14 protein-coding genes are annotated in these 19,141 nt (G+C 39.9%); 8 read left to right on the plus strand and 6 right to left on the minus strand.

Translation table 11 applies throughout. The features are described from left to right. The first annotated feature begins 22 nt into the window (after nucleotides 1-22). From CA2015_RS01875 to CA2015_RS24500, 7 genes are all read left to right on the plus strand, one after another. Entirely contained in the window at nucleotides 23-2,287 is a 2,265-nt protein-coding gene (locus CA2015_RS01875; RefSeq protein ID WP_048640351.1) for an NADP-dependent malic enzyme, read from the plus strand. Continuing rightward, nucleotides 2,284-2,886: a Holliday junction branch migration protein RuvA gene (ruvA, locus tag CA2015_RS01880; RefSeq protein ID WP_048640352.1), complete on the plus strand. Its 603-nt coding sequence runs from the start codon at nucleotides 2,284-2,286 to the stop codon at nucleotides 2,884-2,886. The genes CA2015_RS01875 and ruvA overlap by 4 nt, the downstream gene beginning before the upstream one ends. 100 nt (nucleotides 2,887-2,986) lie before the next feature. Next, a complete protein-coding gene (gene sov / locus CA2015_RS01885; protein ID WP_240477907.1) occupies nucleotides 2,987-10,063 on the plus strand; it encodes a T9SS outer membrane translocon Sov/SprA in 7,077 nt (2,358 codons plus the stop codon). A gap of 52 nt (nucleotides 10,064-10,115) precedes the next feature. Further along, nucleotides 10,116-10,493 carry a glycine cleavage system protein GcvH gene (gene gcvH / locus CA2015_RS01890; protein ID WP_048640353.1) on the plus strand — a complete coding sequence of 126 codons (378 nt, stop codon included), beginning with the start codon at nucleotides 10,116-10,118 and terminating at the stop codon, nucleotides 10,491-10,493. A 6-nt stretch (nucleotides 10,494-10,499) separates the two neighbouring features. Continuing rightward, nucleotides 10,500-10,880, plus strand: coding sequence for a VanZ family protein (locus CA2015_RS01895; RefSeq protein WP_240477908.1), 381 nt, complete (start codon nucleotides 10,500-10,502; stop codon nucleotides 10,878-10,880). A 75-nt stretch (nucleotides 10,881-10,955) separates the two neighbouring features. Next, a complete protein-coding gene (locus CA2015_RS01900; protein WP_048640355.1) occupies nucleotides 10,956-11,630 on the plus strand; it encodes an energy transducer TonB in 675 nt (224 codons plus the stop codon). A gap of 41 nt (nucleotides 11,631-11,671) precedes the next feature. Continuing rightward, nucleotides 11,672-11,842: a DUF2237 family protein gene (locus CA2015_RS24500; protein ID WP_240477909.1), complete on the plus strand. Its 171-nt coding sequence runs from the start codon at nucleotides 11,672-11,674 to the stop codon at nucleotides 11,840-11,842. 58 nt (nucleotides 11,843-11,900) lie between these two features. On the opposite strand, the gene tnpC is transcribed toward CA2015_RS24500, so the two are convergent. The 3 genes from tnpC to tnpA form a co-directional block, all read right to left on the minus strand. Beyond that, nucleotides 11,901-13,421: an IS66 family transposase gene (gene tnpC / locus CA2015_RS01905; RefSeq protein WP_048640356.1), complete on the minus strand. Its 1,521-nt coding sequence runs from the start codon at nucleotides 13,419-13,421 to the stop codon at nucleotides 11,901-11,903. 75 nt (nucleotides 13,422-13,496) lie between these two features. Then, nucleotides 13,497-13,844, minus strand: a complete 348-nt coding sequence (gene tnpB, locus CA2015_RS01910) for an IS66 family insertion sequence element accessory protein TnpB (protein WP_014019612.1) — start codon at nucleotides 13,842-13,844, stop codon at nucleotides 13,497-13,499. 3 nt (nucleotides 13,845-13,847) lie between these two features. Further along, nucleotides 13,848-14,150: an IS66 family insertion sequence element accessory protein TnpA gene (tnpA, locus tag CA2015_RS01915; RefSeq protein ID WP_048640357.1), complete on the minus strand. Its 303-nt coding sequence runs from the start codon at nucleotides 14,148-14,150 to the stop codon at nucleotides 13,848-13,850. A 43-nt stretch (nucleotides 14,151-14,193) separates the two neighbouring features. On the opposite strand from tnpA, the gene CA2015_RS01920 reads away from it, so the two are divergent. After that, nucleotides 14,194-14,466: a DUF2237 domain-containing protein gene (locus CA2015_RS01920; protein ID WP_316934196.1), complete on the plus strand. Its 273-nt coding sequence runs from the start codon at nucleotides 14,194-14,196 to the stop codon at nucleotides 14,464-14,466. A 196-nt stretch (nucleotides 14,467-14,662) separates the two neighbouring features. Here the strand turns inward: CA2015_RS01920 and CA2015_RS01925 are convergent, their stop codons facing one another. The 3 genes from CA2015_RS01925 to CA2015_RS01935 all read right to left on the minus strand — a co-directional run bounded on the left by CA2015_RS01925 (nucleotide 14,663) and on the right by CA2015_RS01935 (nucleotide 19,038). Continuing rightward, entirely contained in the window at nucleotides 14,663-15,082 is a 420-nt protein-coding gene (locus CA2015_RS01925) for an NUDIX domain-containing protein (RefSeq protein WP_048640358.1), read from the minus strand. 595 nt (nucleotides 15,083-15,677) lie between these two features. Further along, a complete protein-coding gene (locus tag CA2015_RS01930; protein WP_048640359.1) occupies nucleotides 15,678-17,561 on the minus strand; it encodes a 6-phosphogluconolactonase in 1,884 nt (627 codons plus the stop codon). Nucleotides 17,562-17,571: 10 nt separating this feature from the next. Beyond that, complete coding sequence (locus tag CA2015_RS01935; RefSeq protein WP_048640360.1) at nucleotides 17,572-19,038, minus strand: sodium:solute symporter family protein; 1,467 nt, start codon at nucleotides 19,036-19,038, stop codon at nucleotides 17,572-17,574. Nucleotides 19,039-19,141 lie beyond the last annotated feature (103 nt).

Here is a 19,141-nt window from a genome sequence, read left to right on the forward strand (position 1 = left end):
GATAATTATTTTCCCCTAGGTAATGAAGATAAGAAAAGAGGATGCGTTAAATTATCATGAATTTAAGAAACCAGGAAAAATAGAGGTAGTTCCTACCAAACCACTTTCCAGTCAACTGGACTTGGCCTTGGCCTATTCTCCTGGGGTAGCTGAACCCTGTACTGCAATTCAGCACAATCCTGAAGATGTTTATAAATACACCGCTAAAGGGAACTTAGTGGCGGTAATTTCAAATGGCACGGCTGTTTTGGGCTTAGGCAATATTGGGCCTGCTGCCTCCAAACCTGTCATGGAGGGAAAAGGTGTTCTGTTTAAAAAATTCGCAGGAATAGATGTTTTTGATTTAGAAATAGACGAGAACGATCCTGAAAGATTAATTCAAACCATTCGATCATTAGAACCTACATTCGGAGGAATCAATCTAGAAGACATTAAAGCACCAGAATGTTTTATCATTGAAAAGAAGCTCAAGGAATTAATGAAAATTCCTGTAATGCATGATGACCAACACGGAACGGCCATTATATCAGGGGCAGCTCTTTTGAATGCCCTGGAAATGATCCAGAAGAAAATAGAAAACATCAAATTGGTAGTTAGCGGAGCAGGAGCTGCCGCTATTTCTTGTGCGAGGTTTTATATTAGACTCGGCGTTAAATTTGAAAACGTCGTTATGTGCGACATTGATGGGGTCATCAGAAAAGACAGAGATGGATTAACAGATATTCACGGAATGTTTGCCACAGATAGGGACATCTACACCATTACTGAAGCCATGGAAGGTGCTGATGTATTTTTAGGCTTATCTGCGGGAAATATTATTAGTCAGGACCAAATAAAATCCATGGCCGCAAACCCAATAGTTTTTGCACTGGCAAACCCAACACCAGAAATTAGCTATGAGGAAGCCATGGCGGCTAGAAAAGACATCATCATGGCCACGGGACGTTCAGATTACCCCAACCAGGTGAACAATGTGATAGGCTTCCCTTATATATTCAGAGGAGCTTTAGATGTAAGAGCCACCGGGATAAATGAAGAAATGAAACTGGCTGCTGCTCTGGCTATTGCTAACTTAGCCAAAGAGCCGGTTCCAGACATAGTAAACAAGGCATATGGTGAATCTAAGCTGGCATTCGGAAAAACCTACCTGATCCCCAAACCTTTGGACCCAAGGTTGATCACAACGATTGCACCTGCTGTAGCCAAAGCGGCCATGAAGTCAGGAGTAGCCAAAACACATATAGAGGATTGGGATGCCTATGAATTAGATCTTCAGGAAAGGATAGGCATAGACCAACGACTAATGTCACGAGTTGTGTCCCGAGCTAAAAAAGATCCAAAACGAGTAGTATTTGCTGAAGCTGATAATCCTAAAATATTAAAAGCTGCTCAGATAATGAGGGATGAGAAAATAGGAATCCCGATCTTGCTAGGCAACAAACAAAAAATAAACAAACTAATCAAGGCCAATTCCCTTGACTTAGAAGACATAATAGTCATTGACCCGAATGAGCAAAAAGCCAAGCTAAAGCAGTACGGTCAATTGCTTTATGACAAAAGGAAGCGCAAAGGCTTAACCTTGTATGAGGCTAAGAAGCTAATGAAAGACCGGAATTATTTCGGTGCAATGATGGTAGAACTCGGAGAAGGTGATGCACTAATTTCTGGTCTGACAAAGGATTATCCTAGAACTATACTTCCATCTCTACAGATAATAGGTGTTAAGAAAGGGGTTAATAAGGTAGCAGGGATGTACATTATGAATTCAGACAAAGGCCCGCTTTTCTTTGCTGACACCACCGTCAATGAAGATCCTACTGCCGACGAATTGGTTGAGATTATCGGTTTAACGGCCAATGGTGTACGGTTTTTTGATATTGAACCTAAAATTGCAATTTTGTCTTACTCTAACTTTGGTTCAGCCAAAGGGAAAGTACCTTTAAAAACAGCCTTGGCCACCACTAAAGCCAAAGCTCAGTATCCTGATTTAGTTATTGAAGGTGAGATGCAAGCCAATGTGGCCTTGGATGAAGGAATACAAAAAGAAAATTATCCTTTCAGTGCATTAATTAATAATAAGGCAAACACTTTGATATTCCCTGATCTTGCCTCAGGTAATATCGCCTATAAGTTGGTGGCAGAGGTTGGAAATGCAGAAGCCATAGGCCCCATACTTCTTGGCATGAACAAATCTGTTCATATTTTACAACTAGGTAGTTCAATTAGGGAAATCGTCAATATGGTAGCCATAGCAGTAGTGGATGCCCAAACCATAGAATCGGAATGATAACTTATCTGAAAGGAAAATTAGCATTTAAAGACCCTACCCATGTTATCATCGATATTCATGGAATAGGCTATGAGGTCAAAATATCCTTGAACACCTATGGAAAAATAGAGGATAAGGAAGAAATCATGCTGCATACCTTTCTTCATATTAAGGAAGACGCACACACGCTTTATGGTTTTAAGGAAGCATCAGAAAAAAAAGCATTTTTAGACTTAATATCTATCTCAGGGGTGGGTGCAAATACTGGACTAATGATTTTGTCCAGTATGACCGTACCTGAACTTGAGCAAGCCATCAGTGAAGGAGACCACCCTACCATACAGCGGGTAAAGGGAATCGGTGCTAAAACTGCGCAACGAATTGTACTGGAGCTTAAAGATAAAATTTTAAAGGCAGGGATTTCTTCCCCTGAGGGAAAAGGTCAGGGCTTTGTCCAAAACAGCAATAAATTAAAACAAGAGGCGTTACAAGCTTTGATTACACTAGGCTTCACCAAGGCTCAAGCTGAAAAAAATATCATGACAGTTTTGAAAAAAAGTGGCCCCGATGTTTCCTTAGAAACATTAATTAAAGCATCTTTAAAGTCATCATCATAATTTAACAACGTTGGCCTTTACTTTCTCAAATATTTTTTGGAGAAAAAAGTCATTACAACACGATCACATTTCCATTTTAGGAGTGTTTTTTATAGTGTTTATGATGTCTTTATCGGGAGCCTATGCCCGACAGGCGCCGGTGACTACACCGTCGGACAGCCTTCCGAGCCTAATGGACACCTTAAATAAAAGGAGGTCACTTCCTTCCTTTTTATTATGGGACAACTTAAACACCAAACCCCTTTATCCCTATCAAAATCCATTTTTGAGAAGAGATTCCCCTTTCCTCTTGCAACCGGAGAAAAATCAAAGGGTAGAAGTAGAAGTGGACACAGCCGTAAGTTACCGAATTTACCCTAATCAAGACTCCACCAGCCTAGATCCTGGATATTCCTTGGATTTTGAAGATTATTCTCGAATGCAGGAATACCGAATCAGGCAACAATATTGGAGAGATCGATCCCGAGGGCTAGATGGAGAAAGTGCAGTAGGAGGCCGAGGGCTAATTCCTCCTATTACGATGAGTCCAACCTTTGATCGGCTCTTTGGTGGTAGTGAAATCACAATTGTACCAACTGGTAATGTGAACCTGGATTTTGGAGGGATTTTCAGAAGAATCGATAATCCTTCGATCCCTATCCGCCAACAAAAGACAGGGAATTTCAACTTCAACCAGCAAATCCAAATGAGTGTCAATGGAATGTTGGGGCAGAAAGTACGTATAGGCGCCAATTTCGATAGCAATAATTCATTTGATTTTGAGAACCAGCTAAAGGTTGAATATGCTGGTTTTGAAGAGGACATCTTGAAATCTATAGAAATAGGCAATGTGAGCATGCCTGTACAAAACAGTTTAATTCAAGGTGCACAAAACCTTTTTGGAGTGAAAACCCAAATGCAATTTGGAAAACTCTTTATGACTACTGTCGCCTCTACCCAACGTGGTAGAAGAGATGAGATCATTATTGAAGGAGGGAACCAAGGCCGCCCTTTTGAAGTGAGGGCTTCAGCTTATGATGACAACAGGCACTTTTTCCTAGGACATTTCTTCAGAAACAATTATGAAAATTGGTTGAGAGGGCTACCACAAGTATTAAGTGGTGTTCAAATTACCCGATTGGAGGTTTATATCATGAATAGAGCCAACAATACGGAAACCCTCCGGAATTTTGCTGCTTTCATGGATTTGGGAGAAGGCCAAACGATTTATAACCCTAGTAACCCAAGCATAGGGACAGGAAATCCACAGGCTCCTGCCACCAATACCGCTAATGATTTATTCAACAACCTAAAAAGCAATCCTTCCTATAGGAATTTCGAAACTGCTGCCACAGCGATAAGCAATGACCTGGGCTTGGAAAGAGGGCTAGAATTCGAGCAAATAAACGGGGCTAGGAAATTGTCTGAAAATGAATACACCTTCGACCGACAATTGGGGTATTTTAGTCTCTCTAGAAAACTTCAAAACGATGAAGTAATTGCTGTCTCTTATGAATACACCTACAATGGGCAAAGTTTCAAAGTCGGTGAGCTTTCTGAAGATTATCAAAATAGGTCTGAAGACAATGTGATCTTCCTGAAAATGCTACGTCCGGCTAGGATCAATACCAAGATTCCTACTTGGGACCTGATGATGAAAAACATTTACAATTTAAATGCCAACCAAATTCAAAAGGATGGATTTCAATTACAAATCATTTATAGAGATGACCGTACGGGATTGGATAACCCAAGTCTACTGGAAGGAACGAATGTCAAAGACATTCCTTTAATCCGGCTTTTAAAACTAGACAATCTAAATCCCCAAAACGACCCTCAGCCAGATGGTAATTTTGATTATGTAAATGGATTGACAATCAAACCTGAACAAGGCCTGATCATTTTCCCTGTCGTTGAGCCCTTTGGTAAAACCCTGGAGAATTATTTCACACCTGCTGAAGTAAACCTAAGTGACAAATATGTTTATGACACTTTGTACAGAACCACTCAAGCAGATGCTGAACTGGTCACTCTACTAAACAAATACTACCTAAAAGGTAGCTTTACTTCAGGTTCTGCTTCTGAAATTATGCTTCCCGGCCTAAATATCAGTGAAGGCTCAGTAATTATAACCGCTGGAAACATTCCACTTACAGAAGGGGTAGATTATACGGTAGATTACAATATTGGCAGGGTAGTCATTATCAATGAAGGAATTCTTCAATCTGGAAAAAAGATCAGTGTAAGTTTTGAAAAGGCTGATTTGGTTTCTTTTCAGACTAGAAGTTTACTAGGCACCCGACTGGACTATATGGTCAATGAGAATTTCAATATTGGCGGTACTTTTCTTTACTTAAATGAACGGCCTAATATCTCCAGAATAGCTACGGGGAATGAAACCTTAAGAAACAGTCTCTGGGGTTTGGATGTCAATTACAATGACGAATCCTTGTTCCTTACCAAACTGGCCGATGCGCTACCTTTTACTGAAACCAAAGAGAAATCTTTAATTCAGTTTAGTGGGGAGTTTGCGCATTTGATTCCTGGAACCTCTAATCAGGTAGACGGAGAAGGAGCTTCTTATATCGATGACTTTGAAACAGCAATAATCCCCTTTAATCTGGGATCAAGTCCCCAAAACTGGAAACTTTCTTCCACCCCTGCTACCCCTGACAATAAATTTGATCTAAGCCAACTAACAGAAGACAGGCTGGGCAACGCCTATAAAAGGGCTCGTTTATCTTGGTATACAGTGGACAATGTGTTTTATAGATCTTCAGGAACAGGTGTCCCTTCAAATATAACCACTGAAGACAGAAGAAACCATTACGTAAGAAGGGTACTCCCTCAAGAGATTTTCCAAGGAAGGTACCGCGATTATATGGTTACCAATGAACCATTGTTTGATTTGGCCTATTTCCCACACGAAAGGGGGATGTATAATTTTAATACCAACCTGAATAGTGCAGGTTTACTCAATAATCCCAGGGAAAATTACGGTGGAATTACCAGAGCCATTACTTCTGAAGTAGATTTTGACAGGACAAATATTGAATACATAGAGTTCTGGATGATGGATCCCTTCATTACGGGAGAAAATGGTAGGGTATTGGACGGTGTCTTTAATGAAAACAATACTACTGGAGGAAAATTGGTTTTCAACCTTGGTGAAGTTTCAGAGGACGTTATTGTAGATGGAAGGCATGCCTTTGAGAATGGGCTGCCAGCAGATGGATCAGAAAACAATACTTCAAGTAATGAGTGGGGCAAAGTTACAAGCCAGCAGTTTTTAACTCCTGCATTTGACAATTCTCCAGAAGCCAGAGAGCACCAGGATGTAGGGCTTAATGGACTCAGCAGTGAACAAGAAGTAGAATTCTATGGAGCCAGGTTCATTGACAGGCTTAATCTAAACCCTCAAGCCCGTCAGCAGATCTTGAATGACCCTGCTGCTGATGATTTTCAATATTACTTAGACCCAGAGTTTGACAACAACAATGTAAAGATTCTAGAGCGTTACAAAAATTTCAATGGTCTGGAAGGCAACACACCTATCACTGCCAATAGTAATCTGGCTTATACTCCCTCAGGCTCTAATATTCCTGACAATGAAGACCTCAACAACGACAACACCATCAATGAAGTAGAGAGTTATTATGAATATGAAATAGACCTGCGTCCATCAGGTCTTGAGGTAGGTGAAAACAATATTGTGGATAGAGTATCGACAGTAGAAAATGGAGAAGAGGTAAATTGGTACTTGTTCAGAATCCCTGTACGCCAACCAGATGCCGCATATGGCAATATTTCAGGCTTTAAATCCATTCGATTCATCAGAACCTACCTTACAGATTTCCAGCAGCCTGTAGTGCTAAGAATGGCGCAATTCCGATTGGTAGGCAGTCAATGGAGGACCTTTCAAGAGTCTTTATTTGAAAAAGGTTTTTCTGAGATACCTGAGCCAGACAATTCTAACTTAACGGTGGGTGTGGTCAATATTGAAGAAAATGGACAAGGCAGTGAGAATCAAAGCCCTTATGTATTGCCTCCAGGAATCAACCGAGACCGAGACAACACCTCCACGGTAGAAAGACAACTCAATGAACAAGCATTACGCCTATGTGTGGACAACCTTCAGAGCAGAGATTCAAGGGCGGTATTTAAAAATGTCAATCAAGACCTTGTCCAATATGGAAGGTTAAAAATGTTTTTACATGCCGATAGTCAAGATGCTCAAGACGGTGAATTGTCTGCCTTCTTGAGAATGGGTACCGATTACACGGACAACTATTATGAAATTGAAGTACCTCTTACAATAACACCTACAGGAACCCGAGATCCTCGTCAAATCTGGCCTTTGGAAAATGAAATAGACATTGCTCTGGATGAAATAGTAGGCGTAAAAGCAGAAAGAGACAATAATCAACAACCTCAAAACCTCCCCTACTCCATCATGGTGAGGCAATATAAAGTTACGGTTGTCGGTAGGCCTGAATTAAGTTTCATCCAAGGAATGATGATCGGTGTTCGAAATCCTGGAATAGGTGGAGCAAGTAAATCCGTTTGTATATGGGCAAACGAATTAAGAGCTACAGATTTCAACAAATCTTCTGGTTGGGCCGCCAATGCACGTCTTAATGCTCAAATTGCAGATGTTGCAACCATTTCAACTTCTATTAGGCACAATACTTTTGGTTTTGGAGGTTTAGAAACCCGCCTTTCCGAAAGAGCAAGGGAATCCACCACTCAATATGACATTTCAGCCAATGTCAATGTGGATAAAATTTTACCAAAAGGGCTGGGAATAAGCATCCCTTTATATGCAAGTGTAGAAAATTCCTCTACCAAACCGGAGTTTGACCCACTTAACCCGGATGTACCTTTTGAAATTGCTCTTCAGAAATTCAAAACGGATACTGAGAAACAAGAATACCAGAATCTGGTAATGGACCAATCCAAAAGGAGAAATTTCAGTTTAAACAACGTTAGAAAAATAAAAGATCCAGAAAAAGAGACCAATAGAATTTATGCTTTAGAAAACTTATCCTTTTCTTATGCCTATGGATCTGTAACCCAAAGCAATATTCAGCTGGAAAGTTACAATTATGAAACCACCCGTGGTAGTGTTGCCTACAATTATCAGCCAGACCCACTCAGTGTCACACCATTCAAAAACTGGGGTGTTTTTAATAGCAGCTACTTGCAACTGTTTAAAGACTTTAACTTGAACTTTGCCCCAAGTCTCATTTCAGCCAGATTGGATGTAGACAGGCGTTTTATGCGAACACAAAATAGAAATGATCAACTGAGCACTGCAGGAGTTGATCCACTATTCCAAAAAAGCTTCTATATGAATCGCTTCTACAGTCTCAATTGGGACTTGACTGAAAACCTCTCCTTTGATCTAAACTCTAGTGTCAATGCAGTAGTAGATGAACCTGAGGGAGACTTGGATACTGAAGCGAAATTAGATTCATTGAGAAATAACATTAAGCGACTAGGTAGAACAACCAATTACAACCAACAGGCTGTTGTCAATTATAAGCTTCCTTTAGACAAGATCCCACTTACAGATTGGATAAGTGCTGACCTGAGGTATGAGGCTACTTATACCTGGATGACAGGCGCCATTGGCCAAAGGGATACTCTGGGTAATGTTATTCAAAACTCTAGAAACAGGTCCGTCACTGGAAAGCTGGATATGGTTCAATTGTACAACAAGAACAAAAGGCTCAATGCATTGAATGCCCCCAAGCGACCAAGCATTCCAGGAAGACCTGCAGCGAATGCCCCGGATGATGAAGAGAAGGAAAAAGAGTTTTCTACCGATGGTTTCGGAGCAAACATCTTAAGGTTCATGATGATGTTAAAGGACGTAAACTTCTCCTATGCAATAACACAGGGGACATTCCTACCTGGTTACTTACCGAATACAGGCCTTTTCGGAATGGACAGGAGTTTTATGAATCCTGGGCTAGGTTTTGTATTAGGGGATCAAAATAGCAATATTAGGTATGATTTGGCCAACAGAGGTGCTTTAGCAGCTAGCGCTTCATTGACTCAAGCATTCCGACAAAATGAATCCCGAAACATCAAACTATCCAGTTTAATAGAACCCATTAAGGACTTTAAAATCACGCTTGAGTTTAGAAAAAGGGAAAACGGCGATTACAGCGAAATCTATAGGAGAAATGGCCCCGGCGAGAATGATTTTGCTTCCATCAACCCTAACAGAATTGGCAGCTATGAGATAAGTTATAATGTGCTTAAAACTGTTTTTAACAAGCAGGATAGTGAGAACAATTCCCCATTATTTTCAGACTTTGAAAAATACAGGACCCTCATACAAAGCAGACTTGAAACTGAAAATCCAGGAGGAAGCTATAATATCAATGGACAAGATGTATTAATCCCTGCATTTCTTGCTGCCTATTCAGGAAAGACTGCAACTGCAATTGAATTGAATCCATTCCCGAGAATGCCGCTACCTAACTGGAGGGTGGAATACCGGGGATTGGCAAGGCTACCAGCATTGAACGAATACTTTTCATCGATAAATTTGACTCATAATTACACCTCAACATATTCAGTAAGTAATTTCTCGAATGCGCTAATCTATCAGGAAGGACTGGAATTGTACAACACATTACAGCAACTCCCTATGGCTAGCATGACAGATGAGTTTGGTGCCTATATTCCCATAATGATACTCAATCAAGTGGTGATTTCAGAAAGGTTTGCCCCCCTGATAGGTGTAGATCTACTTACCAAAGACAGAATGAACATCAGCTTTGAGTACAACACAGAAAGAAATATAGGACTGAACTTTTCAAATGCTCAGGTGACGGAGCAAAGTAGCCAGGATTTCCGATTTGACCTAGGATATACCAAAGCGGGTGTAAAAGTTCCTTTCAAGATTCAAGGAAGGCAAGAAGTGCTTAGCAATGACCTTACTATTCGAATGTCAACAAGAATTGTAGATACAAATACGATCCAAAGGAAGATTGAAGGAGAGAACACACTTACCAACGGTAATTTAAACATTCAAATTAGGCCTAGTGTAGGATATGTGGTTAACCAAAAACTTAATATTCAATTCTATTTTGACAGAACTATTAACGATCCAAAGGTTTCCACTGCCTACAGAAGAAGTTCCACTTCATTTGGTGGACAATTAACCTTTAATTTAAGTCAATAATTTTTTGTCCTATCTAGAAACATTGTATTTTTGAACAGTTAAAATAATTAGCATGAAATTTCCAGAAGATTTAAAATATACCAAAGACCACGAATGGGTCAAGATAGACGGTGAAACTGTCACTGTCGGAATAACCGATTTCGCTCAAAAGGAATTGGGAGACATTGTTTTTATAGAAGTAGAAACAGTGGGTGATTCCATGGATACCGGTGAGGTATTTGGAACAGTAGAAGCAGTAAAAACTGTTTCGGATTTATTTATGCCTATCGCAGGTGAAATTCTGGAGATGAACAGCCTTCTGGAAGATTCTCCGGAATTGGTGAATGAAGATCCTTACGGAGATGGCTGGATGATTAAGGTAAAGCGCACTCAAGAAACTGAGACTGACTTGCTATCTCCTGAAGAATACAAAAACCTTATCGGTCAGTAATCTGTTTTGAGAGAAAAAGTCGTTCTTGCTCTTCTTTGGTCTTTTGGCATGGCTTATGCTTTATTTAGCCCAGCGAGCAAAGTGCCTAGTTTACCAAAGTTTTACGGATCAGATAAGCTGATTCATTTTGGAATATTTGTTGGCATGGCTTTTCTTTGGGATAGAGTAATCCGCCAACAAGCGGATGAAAAGAAGAAAAAAAGCAATAAATTATTCACTAAATATTTAGTTTTATGGATTTTTATTGCTATATTGACAGAGTATTTACAAAGATTAGTACCGGGAAGGTCATTTGACTATTTTGATATTATCACAAATATTATAGGCGTAATTACAGGTACAGGTATTTTTGTTTATTTAAATAAGAGGGGTAGCGTCCTTGTATAAATAAAAATTATTTGTTATGATTGTTAATTGGAATTAATAAACTGAATCAATAAAAATTAAAAGAAGGGTTATAATATGGAAGCCAAAAAAACACCAAAAGCTGACTTAACCAAAAAGACGGGCATGTTCCTAAATCTTGGTTTAATGGTTAGTGTTGGTCTGGTCCTCTTTGCCTTTGAGTATAAATCATTTGACGATGGTTTGCTTAAAGACCTTGGATCGATCGATGATGACTTTGAAGAATTATTAGACATTCCAATCACGGAACAGCCACCACCACCGCCGCCTCCAGTAGAGCAGCCGGAAATTAAAGAGATTCCTGATGAAGTTGAAATCGAAGAAAAAATTGAAGTAAATTTCGATGTTGATGTTCAGGAAGAAACGGTAATCAAGGAAGTAGTTATTGAAGAAGCTCCTGTAGAAGAAAAAGCAGATGAGATCTTTGATGTTGTGGAAAACATGCCTACCCCTCCGGGTGGAATGGAAGGTTGGAACAAGTATTTGTCTAAAAACCTTAAGTACCCAACCCAAGCAAGAAGAATGGGTATAGAAGGAACGGTATACGTAGTATTTGTTGTGAATACTGATGGATCTATCCAAGATGTTGGTATCCTTAGGGGTGTTGGCGGTGGATGTGATGAAGAAGCCGTAAGAGTAGTTAAAAATGCTCCTTCATGGGAACCAGGAAGACAAAGAGGTCGACCAGTAAGAGTAAAAATGAGATTACCTATTCGATTTAAATTAAGCTAATTGCTTTTTTAATTCCAGGTAAAAAATAGATTTGAAGTGCCATGAATGAAAATTTCATGGCACTTTTTTATTACCTACCTATCCTCCTCCTACTTATGGCCAATAATGCATTCGGCGAAGCCCTTATCCCCTGCTGTTTCTCCCCAAGAACTGGATTCTATAGAGATGGCTATTGCCAAACTGATGAACAAGACACAGCCTTACATACGTAAGCATCCGACGAACCCATATAGATTAATTTTGAGTTGTTGGATTTTATGCTTTGAGGAGCTACTTGATTTTATGTTTCTCCCAATTGGAAGGTAGTAGTTGATAGAGATCTTTTTGCTTGTGGCTCTGGATTCTTTCGAATACGTCCTTGAGCCATTCAAACTCATTAATTTTGTTCTTTTTGCAGCTGGCCATGAAAGAATACATGGCTGCTGTCATCTCCGCAGCCTTGTGCGATCCTGCAAATAGATACGCTTTACGACCTATAGCTAGTGGACGAACGGCATTTTCAACCAGGTTATTGTCTATTTCCATTTGTCCATGAAGTGCATAAACACTCAGTCCTGCCCATCTTGACCTCGTATATTCTATAGCCTTGCCCATTGGACTTGTTGGCCTATGGCTGTATTGGTGCTTTTCCAGCCATTGCCCTAATCTGTCCAGCACAGGAGTGGCATGCTCTTTTCTCTCCTTCGTTTTCTGTAGATAGTCATACCCCTTTTCTCTCATCTGTGCTTCCAGCTTATAGAGTAGTTGCATCTCATCAAGGACATGGTTTGCCTGTTCTTCATTGTCATTGAGCGCTTCTACAAACTTGCGTCTGGCATGTGCCATACAAAACGTTAAATGAATAGTGTCATGCTTCCCATAAAGGGAATCATACACCTTGTAGCCATCCGTTTGGATGATACCCTTAAAGTCAGCAAGCATTTCTTTGGGACCCGAGCGATCCCTTCCTTTTCTGTAATCAAAGAGTACTAGTCTATCTACCGGCGCATGATAAAGCCACATGAACCCCTGATGAATACCTTTTTTGTTATCTCTATCTAACACTTTTATAGGCGTTTCGTCTACCTGAAGGTATTTTTGACTTAGGACTACCATACTGAGTAGATCGGAGAGTGGCTTGAGCTGTTCCCAGCCCTTAATTACCCAGTCAGAGGCACTCGAAGCAGGGATTCTTACGCCCATCTTGCTGTATTTATCCAGCTGCCTGTGAAGCGGCATTCCGTAGACATATTTGTCTACGATAAGTTGAGCAATCACTGATTCTGAAGGTATTCCCTTTTCTATTACTCTATCTGGTAATGTACCAATGAGGATGCCTTCACCGTTCGGTCTTGCGTATTTTGGACGCACGTAGCGTTTCACATAAAAAGATGCCGGAACTACTTCCAATACTTCGGTTACTTCCTGACCTATCTGTACACAACCTTCAGTGGATTCTTTTGGCTCTATCACCACTTCTTCCCTTCTGAGCTCTTCGGGAAGGCTCATACGAGAGGTGCCCTTGGCTCTTTTCTTTGGAGTGGTTTTTTGCTCTGTGGTAGGTACTGACTCGGAAAGCTCCTCTTGTACAGCTTGGGTAGTGCCTAGCTCGAAAAGCCCCATCTGATTTAGTCCCACATTAGCGGTTCTCTTTTCACTCTTGGTGCCAAAAATATACCCCCTGAACTTTTCAAGTTCATGCTGTAGGTCTGCTATTGCACTTTCCTTTTCGGAGATGGTCAACAATGACTCCTGATGGGCTTGGAGCTCTTGCTCATATAGCTTTTTGTAGTCGATTGTCTCATTTTCCATGACATAAAAATAAGCATAAAAAATAGGTTTGAAGTAGTTTTAAGGCACTTTTTTACTCAATTCACCTGTTTATTTTCATGCCCTTTTTAAGGGTGTGTATCGGGTTCTGTAGCGTACCGATTCTAGCCTTACCCCCTGTAAGAGGAAGCTGAGTTGAGTACTCGTAATGGCTGTTCCGGTGAGAATAGGACGTTCAAAAGTGCCTCGTTCCAACTTTTTGATATATAAGGCAAAACCATCTTTGTCCCATTGCAAAAGTCGGATTTGGTTGCCTCGCTTGCCAATAAAAATGAACACATCTCCATTCATGGGGTCAAAACCAAGCTTGTTACGTACCAGTCCAGAAAGGGCATTGATACCAAAACGCATATCAGTGGGCTTATCATATAAAAAGTAACGACATGAAGAGGATAGCGCAAGCATTCGTTAGACAAGAAGCGTTTTAATAAACTCAGGTGAGACCCCATCATAGATTTCCAGGCTGATTCCTGAAGGATAATGAATATGCGCTATTACTCGGCCAACTCGACCAACAGATGGGATAGGGTCCAGCAATTGGAAAGCTTTTCCATTAGTAGTTTCTTCTTCCTGTGTGCTAAATTTTTTGGTCCAATAATAAAAAGTTGTTCGAACAATACCATGCATATCGGAAAATTCTGATCTGCTAACCCCTGAGGATAACCATTCTTGATAAAGTTTGCGCATATTGCTTTCTGTCTGTCTTTTCATGACACAAGTTTAGCAACAGATTAGCTTTCGCAAAAGATGTAGTTTGTCGGATGGATACTTACATACGGTTTGTGCCGTTATGACTGAAGAGTTTTTAAATTTCAGCCTTGCTACTGGCAATGACTTAATCACTCCCAGACCCGAATTTAACTTCCCTGGACTCAAGCCGGGAGACAAATGGTGTATATGCCTAACAAGATGGCTACATGCTTATCAGGAGAACAAAGCACCAGGAGTCCTACTTGAAGCAACGCATGAAAAGACACTGGAGCTTATAAGTCTTGAAGAATTGGTAAAATTCGCAGTTAAAAATTAAAACAAGGCTTTGCCTTCCGCTAATTGAATTGACCAGCAGTACATCGCTAATCCCTATGTTTAGCACTCCCTGCACTTCAACTTGGCTAATGCACAGTTCTGCCAAAAAAAACATCAATCAGGTTTTATCAGGTTCTTTAAAAAGGATTACCTTTCCTTAGTTCTGGATAGGTTTCAAACTTGGAGGGCGGAGAATTTCACAATCCAGCAGCTTTGATAATTTCGTGGTGATCAAATGCTAGCTCTGGAAGTAATGAAATCGAGTACCATGCTACCTCTTGGCTATCAGAACCAGGGCATACCTTATCCATTAGCACTTTGTCTATTTTAAAAACAAATGACACACTTACTGTCCATCCTCTTGGATCTCTTCCCTCCTCACCATAAACACCTAACAATTGGCCATCTTTGAGACGAAGACCAGTTTCTTCCTGTAATTCTCTAATACAAGCCTGCACAGGCAATTCATTCACGTCAACAAAGCCTCCTGGAAGAGCCCACTTATGCTGAAATGGAGGATTTCTTCTTTTTATTAATAAGATTTTTCGCTCCTCTGCACAGAAAACCACCGCATCAGCAGTAAGGGCAGGACGAGGGTAATCATAGGTATAGGCCATTCTTTAATAGATTATTACATTTAGAACCAATATTAAGTAAAGTTAATTGAAGCTCAAACAGGAATTAGAGAATCCATTTCCTAATCAAATAGATTAAACCCGAAATATGCAATAGACATTCTATTACGTGCTGAAATCACTTTAAAATCAGCCACTTCGTTGCTGTTTTCAATTTCACCATAGCGGTGCTATGCTAAAATCTCCAAACAGCCTGATTTTCTTGCGATTGCAACACTCATCACGAATTCTATTACATAATCCGGGTTAAAAAAGGCCTCTTCTTCTCAAGAATTTTTAAATTTAGTAATACCAATTTCACGAGCAAATGGGATAGATTTAAGGACAATTGCCAAAAATATTCAACCTGCAACAGCTCAGTATATTTTTGACAAGGAAATCACCCTTTATACTTTTATAAAAATCAGGCCAAATTTGGTTTGCAATATTGGCGAGAATGCTAAAAAATAAGGGTTGGAAACTTTCCCTTAGTAATAAACCAAGAAAAGTCTCCAACCCTATTTGAATTCATCAGAAAAATAGGAGGGAATATTATTTGAATCGAAATTTTAGATAATATTCGTTATTCCCTTTCAATTCATTTTTGGGTAGTCGTATTATCGCAAACCAAATCCCCGTCTTTAAAGACCTTTTGGATGTTCACTTTATTGTCACCCAATTTAAATACCACCCAATCCTTATTTGAAACCTTACCAGCAGCCATGTATTTGGACGGTAGCACTGATGCCTTTTTCCAGGCTTGAGACAAGGGCAACAACTTGCTTTCAAGTAAGTAGTCTATATTTTCGAGTAAGTCCTTCCCTGCTCCTGCCAATAGCCCTTTGGCGCCTTTCATGGACAACCTTCCACTTTCCTCAAGAACAACCTGCCCGCCAATAGGTGAGTCATATTCTCCTGGAGCCATACCTGCAAAACAAGTAGCATCGCTTACAAGTAAACATTCATCTCCTTTGGCACGAAATACTACCTTCAAAAAGGAAGGAGGTAAATGAAAACCATCGGCAATTATACTGGCATGTATCCCTTCCTGAGCCATTAGCTCCCAAATAATATTGGGATGACGTTGTAACTGTAAAGGAACACCGTTACCTAAATGGGTGGCCAGAGAAGCTCCTGCCTCTTTTGCCATTTGCACATCATCCCCTGTGGCCAATGAATGTCCAATAGATACTCTTATTCCTCTATTGGTACAAGTTTTAATAAATTCTTCGCTTCCTTCTAATTCGGGAGCCAGGGTGATCAAAGCTATAGGCTTCAAAGATATTTCTTGAAGTTGATCCAGAAACTCTACCGAAGGGTTTCTAGTAAACTCTTCAGGATGGGCACCTTTAGCTCCAGGCTTTGAAGAAATAAAAGGTCCTTCAATATGTAGACCTGCAACACAGGAATTCACCAAAGGATAAGCTTTACAGGCCTTATTAATGGTCTCTACAAGTTCTAAAATGGTATCAAAGCCATTTGTAACAATCGTTGGGTAATAGGTTGTAACCCCTTTAGAAAGCAAATATTTGCTTGCCTCCAAAATCGCCTCAGGCTTAGTCAAAGTGGTATTAAAATCCACTCCTTTAATACCATTTATCTGAATATCCACCAAGCCTTCACCTACATATTGGTCTACTGCAAAATCAAGCGGCAATTGCACCAGCGTATTGCTTTTAGTATTCAATAACACGGGTTGGTTATTCAATACATTATAGGCAGTAATATTGGTTTCTGCTTCCGGTTTTTGAATTGGGAATGGATTAGAGTCTCCATCCAAGAACAAATCACAATTTTCCGAATACCGAAGTATTGAAGCAGGACAGCTAGTTGAAATTTCACCAAATAAAGATTGATAAACAGCATTTCTTTTGGTTGTGCCTGGCACTACGCAATACAGGAACCTTCCTTTAATCAAAACAGGAATGGTCAATGTCAAGGCCGTTTCTGGAACATCCTGCAGGATCTCAAAGCAACCATCATTGACTTGCTGTTGTCTACATGATTCTTCTAATACTACTTTTTTAACGGCCAAAGGATCATTAAAATCTGCAACTGGAGGGTCGTTAAAAGCGATATGACCATTTTCACCAATCCCCAAACATACGATATCAATAGGTGCCTCATTAAGCAACTTTGAGTACCTTTTAACTTCTACATCAGGATCTCCTTCCCCATCAAGCAAATGGACTTGGTGAAAAGGAACAAGATCAAATAAATGTCTCTTTAGAAAATTAGAAAAAAGTGCAGGGGAATCCTTAGACAAACCAATATACTCATCCATATGAAAAGCAATAATCCGATTCCAAGGAATTCTCTTACTAGAAGTAAGGTAATTCAGCATTTCACTCTGAGAAGGAGCCGCTGCAAATATTATTCTTATATATTCCTTTTCTTTTAAAAGTGATTCAATTTTATTTTCCACAGCTTTGGCTGCTGCTATCCCCATTTCATTTCGGGACTGGCTTAAATGTAAATTCATGTGCAGTATTTTATTCTTTTTCAATGGACTGAAGTAAATCAGCAATTTTTTCTACATTCCTGTTCGTTTCAAAGAAACCTAATACTATAAAAGTCAGGGTAGATATTATTAAAGGCAAACTAATTTCTAAAGCTAAGCTTAAAGAGCTTATATTTTTTGTGATCACAAAGGTAATTAAACCAGCGACTATTGAACCAATGGCTGCAACAGGTCCACTTTTCTTAAAGGCGGGCAATAAACCAAACAGCATTGGAATGGCAATCGGCCCTACTAAAGCGCCAAACCAAGAAATAATAAGCCCTAAAACGCCCCCAAAATATTCATATTGAAAAGCGATTATTATGGTAAGCAATGTAAATACAAATGTGGTCAATCTTGCTACAAACAGGGATGATTTACCTTTCTTCACCTTTTTGGTAATATTGGGTAAAATATCTCGGGTGATCACAGCCGAAATGGTGTTTATATCCGAGGAAGTCATGGACATGGTATTGGCAAAGAGCGAAGCAATTACCAAGCCTACTAAGCCTGAAGGCAATAATAGTAGTGTTAACTCTCCGTAAGATTTACTTGGATCTGCTAAATCTGGCAATAAAATCGGAGCAGCCCACATTGGGAAGAAAAGGATAAGAGGCCATACAAGGTACAATATTCCAGAAAGCCTTGCAGCCTTGGTCGCCGCTTTTTCATTTGGTGAGGAAATGTATCTGGTAGCCAGGTTCCATTGTCCGCCATTGTAAGCAAGGAAATTTATAAACAAGAAGGCCAGGGCAAATCCTACTCCATATGGTTCATTAAATAGTTGACTGTTTTGCTCAGGAAGCTTATCCCACATGCTAAAGATTCCATCTATTCCACCCAAGTGTTGTAAAACTACGACAAACATCACCAAGCCAGCAAGTAACTGAACAATAAATTGAGCAAAATCAGTGATAACAACAGCCCATAGACCACCAAAAGTAATGTACAGCAATGAAATCCCTCCTGATATAAGAACGCCCACGGGTAGACTAATACCGGTAAAAACATTTAGTAAAAGAGCTATAGCAGCCCATTTTGCTCCAACATCAAACAACTTGAGCATAACGCCACTCCAAGCCATTACCTGTTGGGTCCATAAATTATAACGATGTTCTAAAAACTCCAATGGAGATTGAATTTGATATCTTTTCCTAAGCCTAACCCAATAAACAGGAAACACATGTGCACTAATTAAGACAGAAATACCAATCGTCAATGCCCACCAAGTATACACAGAAAAACCATGGGTATAAGCCAAGGCGGCATAGGCAACAAATACAGCTCCACTATATCCAGACACATGATGTGAGATTCCTGACAGCCACCATGGCAAATTACCACCTGCGACAAAATAGTCATCAGCATCATTGTTTCTAAAATAGGCGTATACACCGATGACAATCATTAGCAAGAAAAACATGCCAATTACCACCAGGTCCAATTCATTCAATTTCATTGTACTTTTTAATTTAAAATTTAAGAGAAACTCAGGTCTCTGGATTATATGCTGTTCTTGTTTACTCCTATGATAAAAAGGTTCTTACCATTCCAATCCAAGA

The organism is Cyclobacterium amurskyense (genome assembly GCF_001050135.1).
Lineage (GTDB): Bacteria > Bacteroidota > Bacteroidia > Cytophagales > Cyclobacteriaceae > Cyclobacterium > Cyclobacterium amurskyense.

Coding starts and splice junctions, on each gene's coding strand:
- gcvH (WP_048640353.1), top strand. CDS start 10,116: ATGAAATTTCCAGAAGATTTAAAATATACCAAAGACCACGAATGGGTC.
- CA2015_RS01925 (WP_048640358.1), bottom strand. CDS start 15,082: ATGGCCTATACCTATGATTACCCTCGTCCTGCCCTTACTGCTGATGCG.
- CA2015_RS01900 (WP_048640355.1), top strand. CDS start 10,956: ATGGAAGCCAAAAAAACACCAAAAGCTGACTTAACCAAAAAGACGGGC.
- CA2015_RS01930 (WP_048640359.1), bottom strand. CDS start 17,561: ATGAATTTACATTTAAGCCAGTCCCGAAATGAAATGGGGATAGCAGCA.
- CA2015_RS24500 (WP_240477909.1), top strand. CDS start 11,672: ATGAATGAAAATTTCATGGCACTTTTTTATTACCTACCTATCCTCCTC.
- tnpB (WP_014019612.1), bottom strand. CDS start 13,844: ATGCTTGCGCTATCCTCTTCATGTCGTTACTTTTTATATGATAAGCCC.
- tnpC (WP_048640356.1), bottom strand. CDS start 13,421: ATGGAAAATGAGACAATCGACTACAAAAAGCTATATGAGCAAGAGCTC.
- CA2015_RS01935 (WP_048640360.1), bottom strand. CDS start 19,038: ATGAAATTGAATGAATTGGACCTGGTGGTAATTGGCATGTTTTTCTTG.
- tnpA (WP_048640357.1), bottom strand. CDS start 14,150: ATGAAAAGACAGACAGAAAGCAATATGCGCAAACTTTATCAAGAATGG.
- ruvA (WP_048640352.1), top strand. CDS start 2,284: ATGATAACTTATCTGAAAGGAAAATTAGCATTTAAAGACCCTACCCAT.
- CA2015_RS01875 (WP_048640351.1), top strand. CDS start 23: ATGAAGATAAGAAAAGAGGATGCGTTAAATTATCATGAATTTAAGAAA.
- sov (WP_240477907.1), top strand. CDS start 2,987: ATGATGTCTTTATCGGGAGCCTATGCCCGACAGGCGCCGGTGACTACA.